Source organism: Spiroplasma citri (assembly GCF_001886855.1).
Taxonomy (GTDB): domain Bacteria; phylum Bacillota_I; class Bacilli_A; order Mycoplasmatales; family Mycoplasmataceae; genus Spiroplasma; species Spiroplasma citri.
In genome coordinates this window covers 1,399,487-1,414,182 of the sequence record NZ_CP013197.1, presented here as the reverse complement: position 1 = coordinate 1,414,182, position 14,696 = coordinate 1,399,487, and the positions used below count along the sequence as shown (strand labels likewise).

The window sequence follows — 14,696 nt, the reverse complement described above, 5'->3', positions numbered from 1 at the left end:
TTTACTTTTAGTAAATCTATTTTTAATACAAAATAAAAAAACATCTTGCTTTTGCAAGATGTTTAAAATTATTTTTTAAACAATTCAAATAATGTTTTAATCATTACTCCAGTTCCACGCCCATCTTTAGTATCGGCTGTTCCAGCGATATCTAAATGAATATATGGTTTTTCTTCTACAAATTCACATAAAAATGCAGCAGCAGTTGAACTACCAGCAAAGCGTGAACTTTCAGCATTTGTTAGATCAGCAATTGGTGTTTTACGCATTACAGCAGTATGTTCTTCTAAAATTGGCATTCTTCAAATTCCTTCATGGGCATTAGTAGCTGCTTGTACAAATTGATCATATCAAGCATCATTATTAGTAAAAATACCAGTTAATCATTTTCCTAATGCTACTAGAATGGCACCAGTTAATGTTGAAGCTTCAATTAATTTATCCACATTTAATTTACGAATAGCATAAGTAATACCATCAGCTAGAACTAATCTTCCTTCAGCATCAGTATTATCAATTTGAACAGTTTTTCCGTTCATTGAAGTAATAACTGACTCAGTTAAAGTTGCTTTTCCTCCAATTCGATTTTCTGTTAAACAAGCCACGGCAGCAATATTTGTTTTAACTTGAGCTTTTGCTAAAGCTAATACTGTTGAACAAACAATAGCTGCTCCTGACATATCGAATTTCATTCCAGTTAATGCGTTTGATGGCTTCAAATTATACCCACCACTATCGAAGGTAATTCCTTTTCCTATTAAACCAACTTTTTCTTTTTTATTACTATCGCCTAAATATTCTAAGACAACAACTCGTGGTTCTAAATAGCTTCCAGCATTAACAGCTAAAAGTAAGCCCATTTTTTCTTTTTCAATTTCTTTTTTATCTAAAACTGTTACTTTTAAATTTGGGATTCCTTTTGCCATTGCTGTAATTTTTTCAGCAAAAATTTCTGGATACATTAAATTTGGTGGTGTATCTTGTAACATACGAGCAAAATTAACAAATTCCATTTTAATTTGAATTTCTTTAAAAACAGCAGGTGCTTTTTCACACTCATGAATTAAATTAATTGTATAAACTGGTTTTTCTTTTTTATCTGTTTTTAAATTATAATTATCATTTAAAGCATATAATGTTCCTTCAACTAGAGCTTTAAAAATATGACTATTTGCTTCAGCACCTTTTTTGAAAGTGTTAACATCAATGTTTAAACTATATTTAATTGTTTGCATAAAATTTTTTATAAAATCTTCAGCATTTTTAAAAGTTAATGCTTTTTCAAAATAAGCATAGATTGTTTTTTGCTCTGAAATTAAAGTTGTTGCACCGTTTTCTTGGACAACTAATGGATTAATTTCGTCGCCTTTAAAAACTGCTTTTAGTGTTAAATCTTGTTTTTTATCATTTAATAATACCATTATAAAATTCCTTCTTTCTATATAGATAATTATATACACAATATTATAACATTATCTAGAATAACAATAAAAATATTTTGTTTTCCGTTATAATATAAAAAGATAAATTTAGAAGAAAGAGGAGAAAATAATGAAACGAAATGAAGCACCAGCACAATATAAATGAGATTTTAGTCATTTATATCCTAATCATGTGGCATGAAAAAAAGATTTAGCAAAAATTGTAAAAAAATTAGAAGAAATTATTACTTTTAAAGGAAAATTAAATCAAATAACTTTTTTTAAAAAATATATTTTTTTAGATGAAGAAATTGATTTAATTGCAAATAAAATGGGACAATATCTGCATATGGGTGATATTGACACAACTGATTTATCATATCAAGAATTAGAGGGAATTTATTCAAACACTTTAAGTCAAATTTCAAGTCAATTAGCTTTTGTTGCTCCAGAATTAAAAGCAATTGGTGAAAAAACAATTATGACATGAATTAAAGAAGATTCTGCCTTAAGTGCATATGAATATAGTTATCGTAAGTTTTTTAAAAATGCAAAGTATGTTTTATCAGAACGTGATGAAGAAATTTTAGCTTTAGTAACACGGTCACGAGGCGTAGCTTATGAATTATACGATTTATTAGCATATGCTGATAAAAAGCCAACTTTTATTGATTATCAAGGAACAAAAACAGAATTAACAAATAGTGTATATAGTGAAATTATGGAAAAATCTGATCCATTGGGGGAACAAGAATTTCGAATTAAAACAGCACAATTGTTTTCTGAACATTTAGTTGATAAAAAACATTCTTTTGCACGAATTTATGAGGGAATTATTCAACATAGTGTTGAGTCTGTTAGTTTACGTGGTTATAAAAATACTTTACAAGCATCATTAAATAATGACGATGTATCTGAAGAAATTTATGCAAGTTTAATTAAATATGGTCGTGAAAATAGTCATTTATTTGTTCAATATAATGAGTTATTAAAAAAACATTTTAAATTTAAAAAGTTTTATTCAACTGATCGCAGTTTGAAATTAGTTACAAACATTGCATCATTAGATAAGAAATATACTGTTGAAGATGCAAAAAAAATGATACGTGAATCTTTACAACCATTAGGGAATGAATATTTAACACAATTAGAATTGGCTTGAAGTGATCACCGTATTGATTACTTTGAAGATACTAATAAACGTAGTGGTGCTTATTCATCTGGTGGTTCAGGAGTTGAACCAATTATTTTAATGAATTGAGATGATACAATTGGTTCAGTTAACACATTAGCGCATGAAGCTGGTCATTCTGTTCACACATTATTAGCAGATTTAAACAATAAATATCCATTAAATAGTTATCCAATTATTTTAGCAGAGGTTGCTTCAACAGTTAATGAGCACTTATTATTTGATTATTTATATAAACATGCTGAGAGTAAAGAAAAAAAAATTTATTTATTACAAAATCGAATTGATGAAATTATGGCAACTTTCTTTCGTCAAATTCATTTTGCTGATTTTGAATGAGCTGCACATAAAATGGTTGAAAATAATGAGCCCTTAGATGCTGATAAGTTAGCAAATCTTTTTGAACAAAAATCTAATGAATTTGGTTATACTGTTTTTGATAAACATGAGTTACAACAAAAATCATATAGTTGACCGCGAATTTTACATTTCTTTCATTCACCATATTATGTTTATAAATATGCAACATGTATTGTAGCATCTTTCAAACTTTATAATGATGTCATTAATGGCCACCCAGAATATTTATTAAACTTTTTAAAACAAGGTGGTCGTAAAGAACCATTAGAAATTTTAAAAGATATTGGAATTGATTATACTGATGCTAATGTTTATAATGGCTTAATTACAAAATTAACAGAAATGATTGATAATCTTACTCAATTATTAAATTAACATTAATTAAAAGAAAATTTTTTATATTATAAATTGTAATATGAAGTGCAACAAATCAACTCAGAAAGGAGTTTTTTTATTGGAAAGCAAACATTATTTTATTTTGTGGCCGTATAAATTAATAGATTTATTGCACTTGGATTTACAATTTAAATACTTAAAAATAAAAAATATTTTGTCAAATTATTTTTAAAATTATTTGTTTAACCTACAAATAATTTGATAAAAATTAATTTTATTTTGTTTTTAATATTTTTTTATAAAATATTATCAATACTTTAAGTATTAAATTGATTATTAAATTTTAGAAAGGAAAAATAATATTAAAAAATGAAAAAATAATATAAGTAAAGAATATATTATTTATGAAAAAATTGAATTAAAAACACCTGTAACTAAAGCTGAAGGTTTTGCAAGAATAAATTCTAATGAAAATGTATTATTTTGAACCAAAAAATTATTGCCTAAAAATAAATACTCATTATTTCAAATAAAAAGATTATCAAATAGTTATGAAGGATGAGCAGAAGGAACTAGTTTTGACTCACAAAATAGTAATGGTTGAATAAATTTATTTTCATTTGATTCTTCGGGTAAAATAGTATCAGGAATACCTTTAGTAAACAAGGCAAAGTTAAAAAGAAAAAATATTGGTAATATTTGATATACAACTGCTGATAAAGAGACATATGCTATAGCATATGGTGAATTATTTTTAGATTTTGAATATGTTAATAATACTATTAATGTTAAACTAACAGCTAAAGCCACTGCTGCTAATTCAACCTTTTTGGGGTGAACTAAGACACAAACAAAATTTTACTTTAAAATTATAATTTCTTAATTATATTATTTAAAAGCAACTTATCAATTAAATTACAATGTGTTAATAAAACAAAATAAGGACTAAACATTTGAGATACTTTATAAAAGTATTTTAAAGTTTAGTTTTTTCTTGGTCTATGATATTATAACCAAGGAATTAACTATGAAAATATTAAATCTATAATAAAAAAATGAAAGGAAAACATAAATGAAAAAAATATTATGTTTAATAAGTACAACAACAATTGCAATGAATGGGATGTCTCTTGCAGTTGCTAACAACTCATATGAACATATAACTAATAACAAACAATTAGAAAAAACAAAAATAAATCAAATTATTGGTTTAAATGAATATGATGATCAAAAATTAACAAAACCAGAAAAAACAATAGAAAAATTTGAAATAGTGCCTTCTTCAGCACGCGCTATTATGCAGTTAGAATTAGATAAAGAATTGGCGGTGTTAGTACAAAAAGTAATGCCTAAATTATTAACTGTAGACCAGCCTTCTTTTCAAAAAAATGTTCTTGAAAAATATTATAAATTTTTAGCACCAGATTTATTAAAGTTAACAATAACAACTAATACTTGAATGGAAATAGTTCTTTTATTTATGCTAAATTTAAAAGAAGGTTTTATAATTAAATTAAAAAATGGAATTGCTAGTTTTCATAAAGAAGATTATAGTGAATGATGAAGCTCAATTACAGATAATGACATAAATTCTTTTGCTTATTTAATTTGAGAAAATTTTCCTTTTATAACTTATTTCTTAATTTAGAGTTTAATCATCAATCTGTAAAAATTAATTCGTATTCTGGATATACATATTATTATTGAGATCAACAAAACCCTTGAAAATATAATCAGATTCTTGGTGAAGCAACAGAGCTAAAAAATAATGAAGATAACTTTACCTTACAGCAAGAATTGAATACAGGTCTCCAAGAAAAATATAGATATGATAATGATCAATGTATTGGAAAAGACAATGTTGTTGAATGGTCAACAAGAACAAAAATTAAAATTAACAAGATTATTTGAGAAAGAATAAATACACTTTTTTATTAATGATAAATATGATTTTATTAATAAATTAACAACCATATTTTCAGTCTTTCCTCCTTCATATAATGATGTTAAATATAAACTTAATTTAAAAGAGTTAAATTCTTTTGCTTATTTAATTTGAGAAAATTTTAGTTATTATTATAATAGTTCGTTAAGATTAAAAAATAATGAATCAATTCGAGTAACTTCGTATATTGGATATGAAGATTGTTATTGACGACGTGATTATTTTGAATCTTACAATGAAATCGTGGATAGTAATAATGATATTGTTGAATGAAAAAAATTAATGGAAGAAAGATACAAAATAGTCAAGTTAAAATAATAGCAAAAATACATGATGAATTTCGGAAAAAAAGACAAACAACAGAAAATCCTGATATGACTACTCCTTCAACGAGTGGTATGACACAATCCAATTTAAATGAAGAATTACCAAAATTGTTAACAATAGCAGTAAATAAGGCATTAGCTACAGAATCAAAACCTTCAACAAGTGGAACTTCTTCAGTTTTAAATAAAATTGATAATTATTTAGATGAGAAAGGAGCACAACAAGAAAAAAAAATCAAATGAATTTGAAGAGTCTATCCTTCCTTTAATAATAAGTGAGATTGATAAATATCTTGAGAGTCCCGAGGGTGAATGGGCATTATTAAAAAATGAAATTAATAACTACTTTCATAATAGACAAAGTGTTTCAACTTCATTGCGAGATACAATTAATCAATATTTTAGTAGTAAAGAAATAGCAAATAAAAGTGTTTGGAAAAAAATGTATAAAAATATGAAAAAACCATTTAAAACTATAAAAGAGCTAATTTCAAGAGTAAGTCAAGAATATGAACCAATGAGTTGTAGTCAAGAATATTTTCGTCAACATGAAGATATTGAAATTGAAGATGACATAACTCCATTATTACCAGTAAGAGATAATTTTATTTTAAAATTTATAATATTAGTTATAATTAGTGATATATTAGGTACTAGAACATTAAAAGATTTAAATTTGCTTTAAAAAATAATTTAAAATAATGATAAAAAATTGATTATAATAATTTGCTTAGATTAGTGTTATTTACAATTTACATATTTAATTAAATTTTTCCTAAAAACTTAAATAAGTTTAAATTCTATTTTTCGTGATAAAAATCATCTGCCATTATTGTCATAACCACTATTCTCTTTATTAGATTGGGGTCTAATAATTCAAAAAGCATATCCTAAACCATGATAACCAAAGTTCCAAATATTCGTACTTATCTTTTTAATATTTTTTATTTCTAATATCAAAGATTTTTGATTTTTAATCCAATTAGCATTGTAAAATATGGAAGAATAACTTTTATAAACGTCTCAAAATGTTGATTTTTGTAATGACCTTTAATAATTATTAAAAAGAAACTCAAATATATACATGAAATCAATAATGTTATTTTTAAAATATGACAATAGGTGATTAAATAGGTCTTGGTTTAGCTTAAAAACAAGATTACCATTATTATATGTTTCTAATTGATAATAATGTCAAAAATCCATTGTTACTTTCGCAAATTCTTCTAATTGTTAGTCAAATTGCGTTTTTAATATTGTGAAATAACTTTTTTCTTTTAAATTTATCTTAGATAAATTATTATTAAATAATAAATTTTCAATCATAAAATTTTGTGGAATAAACCATGTTAGTTTTTTTAAAATATAATCACCATCTTCAACTTGAAGATTTTCAAAATTAATAAAATTTTTTTATAAAATGAAAGAAAATTTTGTCATGTTAATTGCTGTGGGTCATAACCCTCACCGGCCCACGCTAAAACAGACGAGTTAAGGTCCAAATATTTAAAGGAATAAATATCAGATAAATTTGTTGCCCGTAGTAAAGGAAATTGAATATTATATGTTGAAACGAAATATTCCTGTCGTTTAATTCTTTGCTAATTATTGGTCAAACAATATCCGTCTTAATATTAAATTGCTTCGATATAATTCGATAGTTTTTAGCTTTAAAAATAGTATCAAGAAAATTAACAAAATAGTTTTCAACTTTATCTTGAATATTATTTAGAACTTCGGAATCATTTGTTGTAGTTATTGAAACTTGAATGTTATCCTCCGTTGGTAATCCTTTAAAGCGCACTTCATAAGCAATATTAACTTGGACTGTAATTCCTAATACTGCTTGGGCAGTATCTGCTAATAGTTTTGCTATCTTATCAAAATTGATATTATATAAATTAAATGAAATGTCATTTTCTCCTAAGAATAATGGCATTGTATCAACATAATAATTTGAATATCGATTTTGTAAATGTTTATTCAAATTATTAAACTCTGCTTTAAAACCAATAAGCAACTGATTTAAAAAACAATATTTACTAATTGCTATGCTCGTTAAAGTTAATGAGCCATCATTTTTTGTTTTTACTTGTGTGACTAGTTCTTTAAATGATGATATTTGCTCTGGATAATCCTTAATAATGTCAATCATTGTTTTTGTTTGCCATCATGTTGATAAAGTTTGCTTTGCTTCTTTTTTTATTTGATTTAAAATTTCAAGATCTTGATTGTGATCTAACTCATCGTTGTCATCAGGCTCATGTTTTGCTCGTACTGTACAACTAACAACACCTAAACTACTACCAAAACCTAAAACAAAAACACTAAAAAGTGTTAATAACCATTTCATCTAATTGTCACTCTCCTTTTGTGTGATACTAATAATTATACTTAAAAAAAGTCCCCTAGTACCTTTGAACAAATCACGGTTGAATGAGAAGGAATAATTGGAACTAAGACTAATTTTATAATACAATAAATGAATTATTCTGAATTTCAACCAATAAAAGAAATGGAATGAGTTAAATTCAAATAATAAGAATCAGTTTGTTCCATTTAACTGACAGCAATGATAAAATAGCACTAATTTCAGATGCAACTTTAGACATGAACCATTAACAATGAACGATATCTTAAAAAATGCAAAAATAAATCTTGATGCAAGTAAAAAAATAGTAAGGAGAAAGCGTATTTTTAAAAATAAAGAATCTGTGTAGAGAAATTAAACCATAACGCATATTAAAAGAATTGAGTTATTCTGTATTCAACAAGACTCAATCCTAAATAAATTTTATTTTGTGGTCTTATAAATTAATAGATTTGTTGCACCTGCATTTACAATTTAAAAAGTTATATAAAAAAGGTTAAAAAAGTTTAACTTTTTTTATGTTTAGTGTAAGATATAGTTAATAGTTTTTAAAAAAAATAAATTATAGCAAAAAAGAATAGATTAGGGAAATATAAATATGGCAGATCAGGTTAACACAGATCAACTACTACAAAAGGAAAAAAATGTAAAAAATGAATTAGATACTATTCGTACAAAACGCCGCATTATTTTGGGAATTATGTATGGATTAATTTCTGCAGTTGGGTACTCTATTGTTCCATTAATGCTATATATTATTCCAGAAAAAGTACCATATGGTAATTTAGCGGCGCCAATTAATGCCACTTTTTATGTGACAGTTCAAGAAATAATGGCAACTTTTCTGATGTTTATTTTTTATAAACCAAAAAATTTTATTAATTTTTTAAAATTACTTCGTCACAAAGAAACTTGATTAATTGTTTTATATGGTTATTTAGGTGGCCCAGTTGCAATGGTATTTTTTCAATTATCAGTTTTATTAACAATTAATCACCAAGGTGGGACAGATGGAACTGTTCCAGGATTATTGTTAAATTTAAATGTTATTTTTGCGGCAGTTGGAAGTACTATTTTCTTTCGTGCTCGTCAAAGTAAATACACATGGACTGCTTTAGCAATTTCTACATGTTTAATTTTAGGAATGTCAATTCATTTTGCAATTGAAGAAGGATTAGCTTGGTCATCTATTGGAGGAATGTGTTTAGCGCTAGTGACAGCTGGTTTTTACGCAATGGAAGCATTAGGAATGTCACATTTAATGAGTTCTTCAAAAATTAAATTTACAAATCATGAAACAGTTTCAATTAAAACAAGTTCTTCAGCGATATTAATGTTATTATTAGGAACACCAGTTGCTGCAGTTTTTTTCCATCAAAGTTTTTGAGATGGTTATAAAATTTTTGCTAATTTTCAATATTATGATTATGCATTAATTATACTTGCTGGAGGAATTATTATGGGTAGTTCTCGAATGTTATATTATGCATGTTTAGTAATGTCTGGGCCAACCTATACAACTTCAACCCAATTATTAATGTTTTTTTGAACACCAATTTTCCAATATATTTTTATTGCCGCACATGTTCCAAATAAGGTTTCAGAACCAACATGATATTATTGGGTTTATGTTATTCCAATTGTCTTTTGTACTTTTATTATTTCTAGCAATGAGTTTTTAGTTCATGCTAGTAAAGTTGGATGAAAGCGGGCCTTTCATGAATTATTTGTCAAGATTCCGAAACAAAGTACAAAATAAGGTTAATAAAAAATAAAAATGTAAGTTATTTTACATTTTTATTTTGGAAATTATATGATTAAATATTATTAGCAAGCAAAGGAATGAACAATGGAAACAAATAGTCTTTTATTTTACGTGCGGTCCAGTTAGCTGTGATTGCTTCATATGAATTGGTTAGTAAAAATGATAAAAATATGTTAGACCAAAAAGCATTTGATATTATTAATAAAATATTAACAAGTAATGATGTTAAGGCAAAAATTGCAATTGGTGAAGGTGAACTTGATGCAGCACCAATGTTATATCAAGGGCAAACTTTTTCACATCAACAAGCAATTACAATTGATATTGCAGTTGACCCAATTGAAGGGACAATACCGGCTAGTAAAAATGAACCGGGTTCAATTTCATCTATTGCTAAAAATAATACAATGTTACAAATTCCAGAAATGTATATGGAAAAATTGTTTTTATCACAAAACTTAGCTGTAACAGTTGATTTTAATCAACCAATTGAAGCAATTTTATTAGCTTTATTAAAGATTAAAAAAAATTTGTCATGTATTATTTTAAATAAACCCCGTCATCAGAAAATAAAAAAACAATGCGGCAATTAGGCATTAAAGTTGAATTAATTAATGAAGGAGATGTATTAGGAGCAATTGATGTTGTTTTAAAAAAGGCTGATTTTTTGTATGGAATTGGGGGTGCCCCAGAAGGAGTTCTAATGAGTGCATTAGCAATTGCAACTAATTGCAATTGCAACTAATTATAAAATGTTTGCGCGTTTAATTCGTTATGAGCAAATTTGGCCAAATGAAAAAGAAACAGCATTACGAATGAAAATTGAACAGCAAGGTTTAGAACAGAAAAAAATTAGTTATAACACAATTTTTTCTGAACAAGATTTAGTTGCTGATAAACAAGCAATGTTTTTTGCCGCTAGTTTAACAGGTGGAACAGTTTTAAAACCATTACAAATCGTTGACAAAGAATATGTGGTCCATTCTTTTATTGGCTATAATAATATTTATCATTAAGTTATATCAAAATATCCAATAAAATGTTGAAGAGTTATTAAAACAATATAGTAAATAATTTAGAGGAGGTTAGAGCAATGCCATTTCGCTTAGAGAAAATTGCATTTGGAACTTTATTTTTAAAAAAAGAAGAAGCGATTATTAATGCTTTACAAAATGGTTATAAAATTATTGATACTGCTAAGGTTTATCAAAACGAAGAAATTGTTGGGCGAGCAATTAAAAAATATTTAAATTCTAATAATCAAAGACGAGAAGATATTATTATTGAAACAAAAATTTGATGTGATGATGTTGAAGCAGGGAATACTACTAATGCTGTTCTAGAATCTTTAAAACGATTAAATGTTACTTATTTAGATATTGTTTTAATTCATCGTCCAAATTTAAATTTTTATAAAACCATTAAAGCCTATGTTGAATTATTGCAATGCAAGGCAAAAGGGTTAATTAATGTTGTTGGTGTAAGTAATTTTGATAAGGATATGATTGAAATATTGTTTGAAGAAACGGGTGCCTATCCAAATTTAAACCAAATTGAATTTAATCCTTTTAATCAACGATGAGATCGTGTGCAATATTGTCAAAATAAAAACATTTTGGTGCAATCATATTCTCCGATTGCTAATACATTGGAAAATCAAACTTTGGCTACAGAAGCTAAAAAATATAATTGTACTGTTGCTCAATTAATTTTAGCTTGAATCCAATACTTTAGTATTCAACCAATTGTTAAAGCAGAACTATTGCGTCATATTCAAGAAAACAAGCAGAGTGAAAAGATTAGATTAACTAAAAAAACAATTCAAATCTTGCAGAGTCTTAATATGTATGATAATATTTATCCTGAAACATTTGATAGGTTTTAATACAAAATAGTATTGTTTTTATAAACTAACAAAAAACAATAATTTATATTATTGTTTTTTGTTGTAAATTTATTATATTCTTTCTTCGTGTAAAAAATTGAAAGAATTTTTAAATAAATTATTATTTGTAATTATTAGTGTTTTTTTGTTTTTTATTAAAAAGTTTGTTATTTTAAAGGATTGTAACATTTTTCCTTAGTGAAGGATTTAATTTTTGTCATTTGTATTTGTTTTATCTTCTTTTTGATCTTTTACAGTATTTTGAGTTTGCTCTGGTTTTTTACAAGCCGTTAAACTTCCTGCTGATGTGCTAAATATTCCAATTGCACCTAAAATACTAAATAATCTTTTCATAGATTTAAAATGGACCCTCCTTTCTAAAAATAATAGTTTAATTAAAAATTAAACTATTAGTAATATCTTATAAAAAAATAATAAAATCAAAAGTAACTTTTGTTTTTTCAAATTATTTGTAAATTAAATTTATAATTATAAAAATAATTTGATATATTTTTAAAAATATATGCTAAAATTCACAATGGTAATCAAGACTTAAAAAATGTTATAATAATATAAACATAGATAAATAGTTCCAAAATGGAGGTAAAAAATGGCAGAAAAAACAATGGCTGAGATTCTAGCTACAGCTAAAAAAGCTAAGGCATCAATTGATTCTCCCCAATCTTTAAGTAAAGAAAAAACTTTTGATTTTAGACATTTAACCCTTGAGCAAAAGCTAAAATTACGACAAGCGGCTAATAACCCGAAAGATCCAAATTATAAAATTTGACTACAATTAAATCAGGAAAACAAGCGTCTAATTGAATTAAAATTGATAAAAAGAAAATAAAAGATTTAACTGAAGATGATAATAATTAATAAAATTTTATTCAACTAAAAAATATTTTCTAATAAGGAATGCTATTATCAAGTTGGTTATTAGAGAGATCCTAATAGCCATAATCATCTTGTTAGTATTAATATTTTAACATCCGTACCCCGCGGATGTTTTTCTCTTTAGAATTAAATGAATTTAATTTTTAATTTAAATAATATTTTGTTATAATGCTCTAGTGCGATGTAATATTTTATTAACTTTAAATTATGAAAAAATATTTTTATACCTATCAAAATTAATTTTATTTAATGAGAAAGGTTATGAAAAAAATCAAAATATTACAATAATTATTATTTTAGTAACTATTTTAATAATCATATGTTCTATTGTAGGTTTATTCTGATGTGTTTTAAAAGGCGATAATCACATTGACTATGCTAAAACATAGTGATTGCTTATTATATCGTAATCATAGTAAAGAAAAAATAAATTTATCTAATTCAAATAATAACCAATTAATAGAAGGAACATTCCAATCTTTTAATCATAAATTTTAAAAAAAGATATTGTTAACTGATGAAGATTTTGCATTTATTCATCCTTGTGAAAATAATATGACTTATCGAGCAAGCCAAATGGCAATTAATAATTTTAATAAAAAGAGAAAATTTAACTATTTTCAAACAATTGCTGATATTGTGCATGGAGTAACAAATAATAAGTTTTATTCTTATCAATTTGCAGAGATGGCTGCTGCTGTTGCTGCTGATAAACAAAAATTATTTATTAATAGTTTAATTACTTTTGCTAATTTATTGGTTAATATTTATAGTTTTTCAATTTTTCAAAAATTATGATATAGTATTAAATTTAATAATGATATTATTAAAAGTAATGAAAGTAATGATAATAAGCCTTTAGCAGTAACAAAACTGAAAAAGAATGGTCATTATTTAGCCCAATGTATGATTATTAGTGGTCGAACATTACAAAAACATGTAAATAAAAAACAATATGAAATTGGTTTTCATTCAACATCAGATAATATTTCAACAATTATTCATGAAATAGGACATGCCATCGCAAATTATGCATTAGTTTGACCCACTGATCGAATTTATTTTAATCATAATATTAATGCTGATACTGGACAATGTATCTGTGAATCTAGTATTGATAGATTAAACATTCGTGCATTTATTACTAATCCGGGTGATTTATTAGTTCAATATTTGGGGCACCAAGTTGGAATTAGCAATAATGCTCCGTTTCAGCAACAATTAGCAGCTTGAGCATTTATTCAATCTGGTTATGGACGAACTAGTGATAATGATGAATTATTTGCTGAAGGATTTGCTCAGTGAATGTTAACATCAGATTAACAAAAAGGACTTAATTGAGAGATTTTAAATGAATTTTATATTACTTATTTTAAAAATTATTATTGTTTAAATTAAAAATCAACTTTTGTTGAACATCTAAAATAACGTCAACATAAAAAATAAAAAATTATGTTAAAACTTTATTAAAAAGATGTTCTTTTTATATAGAAAAACAAAGCAACAAAGAATTTAAGCTAAATTTTATTAATTTATACAAAAGTGGAAAACTAGTAAAATTACTTTTAAGAGAATATAATGTTTGACAAGAACTTTAACAATTTTTTAAATTGTTTTGCATATTTATATAATTCTTTTTTTCTTAACTCTAATAGTTTATTGGTAACAAAACGCTTCCTCCTATTTACATTTTTGTCTTGTGTTTCGTGACCTTATTCTAACTTTCTTTACTTTTTAATTATATGTTTTAATTCATAAATAAATGGGATCTTATCCCTAAACATAAAGAATAAGTATAAAAAATTTATGAGTTATTTAATATTTATACAATTGTATTATTGTACAAAGTATTTAAAGGTTCTAGAAAACGTAAAACATAAATTCTACAAATTGACTAAGGATTTCATTGAATAAACTTGTGGAAAAATAGGAATAACAATTTCAATGTCACAAAGAATTTTTTCACCCGATAATGATTATACAAAGTTTTGATTTGGAATTTTTAAAGTTAAATTTTTGAAACATTAAAATGTCTTTTTAGAAACAAAGAATATGTATATCAAATAATTCTAAATATATTAAATTTTATAATGAAATTAAACTACAAAGGAAATTAAAAGGATTGAGTCCTATTGAATTATTGAATATAGAATAACTCAATCCTAACTATTTTTTTATGTTGATGTTATTTTAGATGT

The 14,696-nt window shown here is 25.1% G+C and carries 17 protein-coding genes and 1 pseudogene; 14 read left to right on the top strand and 4 right to left on the bottom strand.

Going from position 1 to position 14,696, the window contains the following annotated elements:
- Positions 1–68: 68 nt before the first annotated feature.
- A complete protein-coding gene (locus SCITRI_RS08305; protein WP_071937912.1) occupies positions 69–1,421 on the bottom strand; it encodes a M17 family metallopeptidase in 1,353 nt (450 codons plus the stop codon).
- A gap of 130 nt (positions 1,422–1,551) precedes the next feature.
- On the opposite strand from SCITRI_RS08305, the gene pepF reads away from it, so the two are divergent.
- The 6 genes from pepF to SCITRI_RS11795 all read left to right on the top strand — a co-directional run bounded on the left by pepF (position 1,552) and on the right by SCITRI_RS11795 (position 6,265).
- Positions 1,552–3,348: an oligoendopeptidase F gene (gene pepF, locus SCITRI_RS08300; protein ID WP_071937911.1), complete on the top strand. Its 1,797-nt coding sequence runs from the start codon at positions 1,552–1,554 to the stop codon at positions 3,346–3,348.
- Positions 3,349–3,808: 460 nt separating this feature from the next.
- Entirely contained in the window at positions 3,809–4,192 is a 384-nt protein-coding gene (locus SCITRI_RS08295) for a hypothetical protein (RefSeq protein ID WP_237237931.1), read from the top strand.
- A 189-nt stretch (positions 4,193–4,381) separates the two neighbouring features.
- Complete coding sequence (locus tag SCITRI_RS11810; protein ID WP_237237930.1) at positions 4,382–4,957, top strand: hypothetical protein; 576 nt, start codon at positions 4,382–4,384, stop codon at positions 4,955–4,957.
- On the top strand, positions 4,918–5,247 hold the full coding sequence (locus SCITRI_RS11805) for a hypothetical protein (protein ID WP_237237929.1): 330 nt from the start codon (positions 4,918–4,920) through the stop codon (positions 5,245–5,247). Before SCITRI_RS11810 ends, SCITRI_RS11805 begins: the two co-directional genes overlap by 40 nt.
- 276 nt (positions 5,248–5,523) lie before the next feature.
- Entirely contained in the window at positions 5,524–5,868 is a 345-nt protein-coding gene (locus SCITRI_RS11800) for a hypothetical protein (RefSeq protein ID WP_237237928.1), read from the top strand.
- An 88-nt stretch (positions 5,869–5,956) separates the two neighbouring features.
- Entirely contained in the window at positions 5,957–6,265 is a 309-nt protein-coding gene (locus tag SCITRI_RS11795) for a hypothetical protein (RefSeq protein ID WP_237237927.1), read from the top strand.
- Between the two features lie 98 nt (positions 6,266–6,363).
- On the opposite strand, the gene SCITRI_RS11790 is transcribed toward SCITRI_RS11795, so the two are convergent.
- Both SCITRI_RS11790 and SCITRI_RS08280 read right to left on the bottom strand, forming a co-directional pair.
- Entirely contained in the window at positions 6,364–6,540 is a 177-nt protein-coding gene (locus tag SCITRI_RS11790) for a hypothetical protein (protein ID WP_237237926.1), read from the bottom strand.
- A gap of 517 nt (positions 6,541–7,057) precedes the next feature.
- Positions 7,058–7,933: a hypothetical protein gene (locus tag SCITRI_RS08280; RefSeq protein ID WP_071937910.1), complete on the bottom strand. Its 876-nt coding sequence runs from the start codon at positions 7,931–7,933 to the stop codon at positions 7,058–7,060.
- A 616-nt stretch (positions 7,934–8,549) separates the two neighbouring features.
- On the opposite strand from SCITRI_RS08280, the gene SCITRI_RS08275 reads away from it, so the two are divergent.
- From SCITRI_RS08275 to SCITRI_RS08265, 4 genes and pseudogenes are all read left to right on the top strand, one after another.
- Complete coding sequence (locus SCITRI_RS08275) at positions 8,550–9,710, top strand: hypothetical protein (RefSeq protein ID WP_071937909.1); 1,161 nt, start codon at positions 8,550–8,552, stop codon at positions 9,708–9,710.
- Positions 9,711–9,844: 134 nt separating this feature from the next.
- Positions 9,845–10,461: pseudogene (locus SCITRI_RS11785) on the top strand (fructose-bisphosphatase class II).
- Complete coding sequence (locus SCITRI_RS11775; RefSeq protein ID WP_237237923.1) at positions 10,436–10,732, top strand: fructose-bisphosphatase class II; 297 nt, start codon at positions 10,436–10,438, stop codon at positions 10,730–10,732. Before SCITRI_RS11785 ends, SCITRI_RS11775 begins: the two are co-directional and overlap by 26 nt.
- Before the next feature lie 77 nt (positions 10,733–10,809).
- Positions 10,810–11,601: an aldo/keto reductase family protein gene (locus SCITRI_RS08265; RefSeq protein WP_071937908.1), complete on the top strand. Its 792-nt coding sequence runs from the start codon at positions 10,810–10,812 to the stop codon at positions 11,599–11,601.
- Between the two features lie 207 nt (positions 11,602–11,808).
- On the opposite strand, the gene SCITRI_RS10365 is transcribed toward SCITRI_RS08265, so the two are convergent.
- A complete protein-coding gene (locus SCITRI_RS10365) occupies positions 11,809–11,955 on the bottom strand; it encodes a Vmc-like lipoprotein signal peptide domain-containing protein (RefSeq protein WP_157092886.1) in 147 nt (48 codons plus the stop codon).
- Between the two features lie 256 nt (positions 11,956–12,211).
- On the opposite strand from SCITRI_RS10365, the gene SCITRI_RS08260 reads away from it, so the two are divergent.
- From SCITRI_RS08260 to SCITRI_RS12515, 4 genes are all read left to right on the top strand, one after another.
- Positions 12,212–12,451 (top strand): hypothetical protein, encoded by a 240-nt coding sequence (locus SCITRI_RS08260; RefSeq protein WP_237237922.1) that lies wholly within the window; start codon positions 12,212–12,214, stop codon positions 12,449–12,451.
- 416 nt (positions 12,452–12,867) lie between these two features.
- The gene (locus SCITRI_RS12230) at positions 12,868–12,996 is read left to right on the top strand and encodes a hypothetical protein (RefSeq protein ID WP_257785679.1); all 129 of its coding nucleotides are present in this window, start codon (positions 12,868–12,870) and stop codon (positions 12,994–12,996) included.
- 9 nt (positions 12,997–13,005) lie between these two features.
- Positions 13,006–13,821, top strand: a complete 816-nt coding sequence (locus tag SCITRI_RS08255; protein ID WP_237237921.1) for a hypothetical protein — start codon at positions 13,006–13,008, stop codon at positions 13,819–13,821.
- Between the two features lie 727 nt (positions 13,822–14,548).
- Complete coding sequence (locus tag SCITRI_RS12515) at positions 14,549–14,653, top strand: IS3 family transposase (RefSeq protein ID WP_374941070.1); 105 nt, start codon at positions 14,549–14,551, stop codon at positions 14,651–14,653.
- The last annotated feature ends 43 nt before the right edge of the window (positions 14,654–14,696 follow it).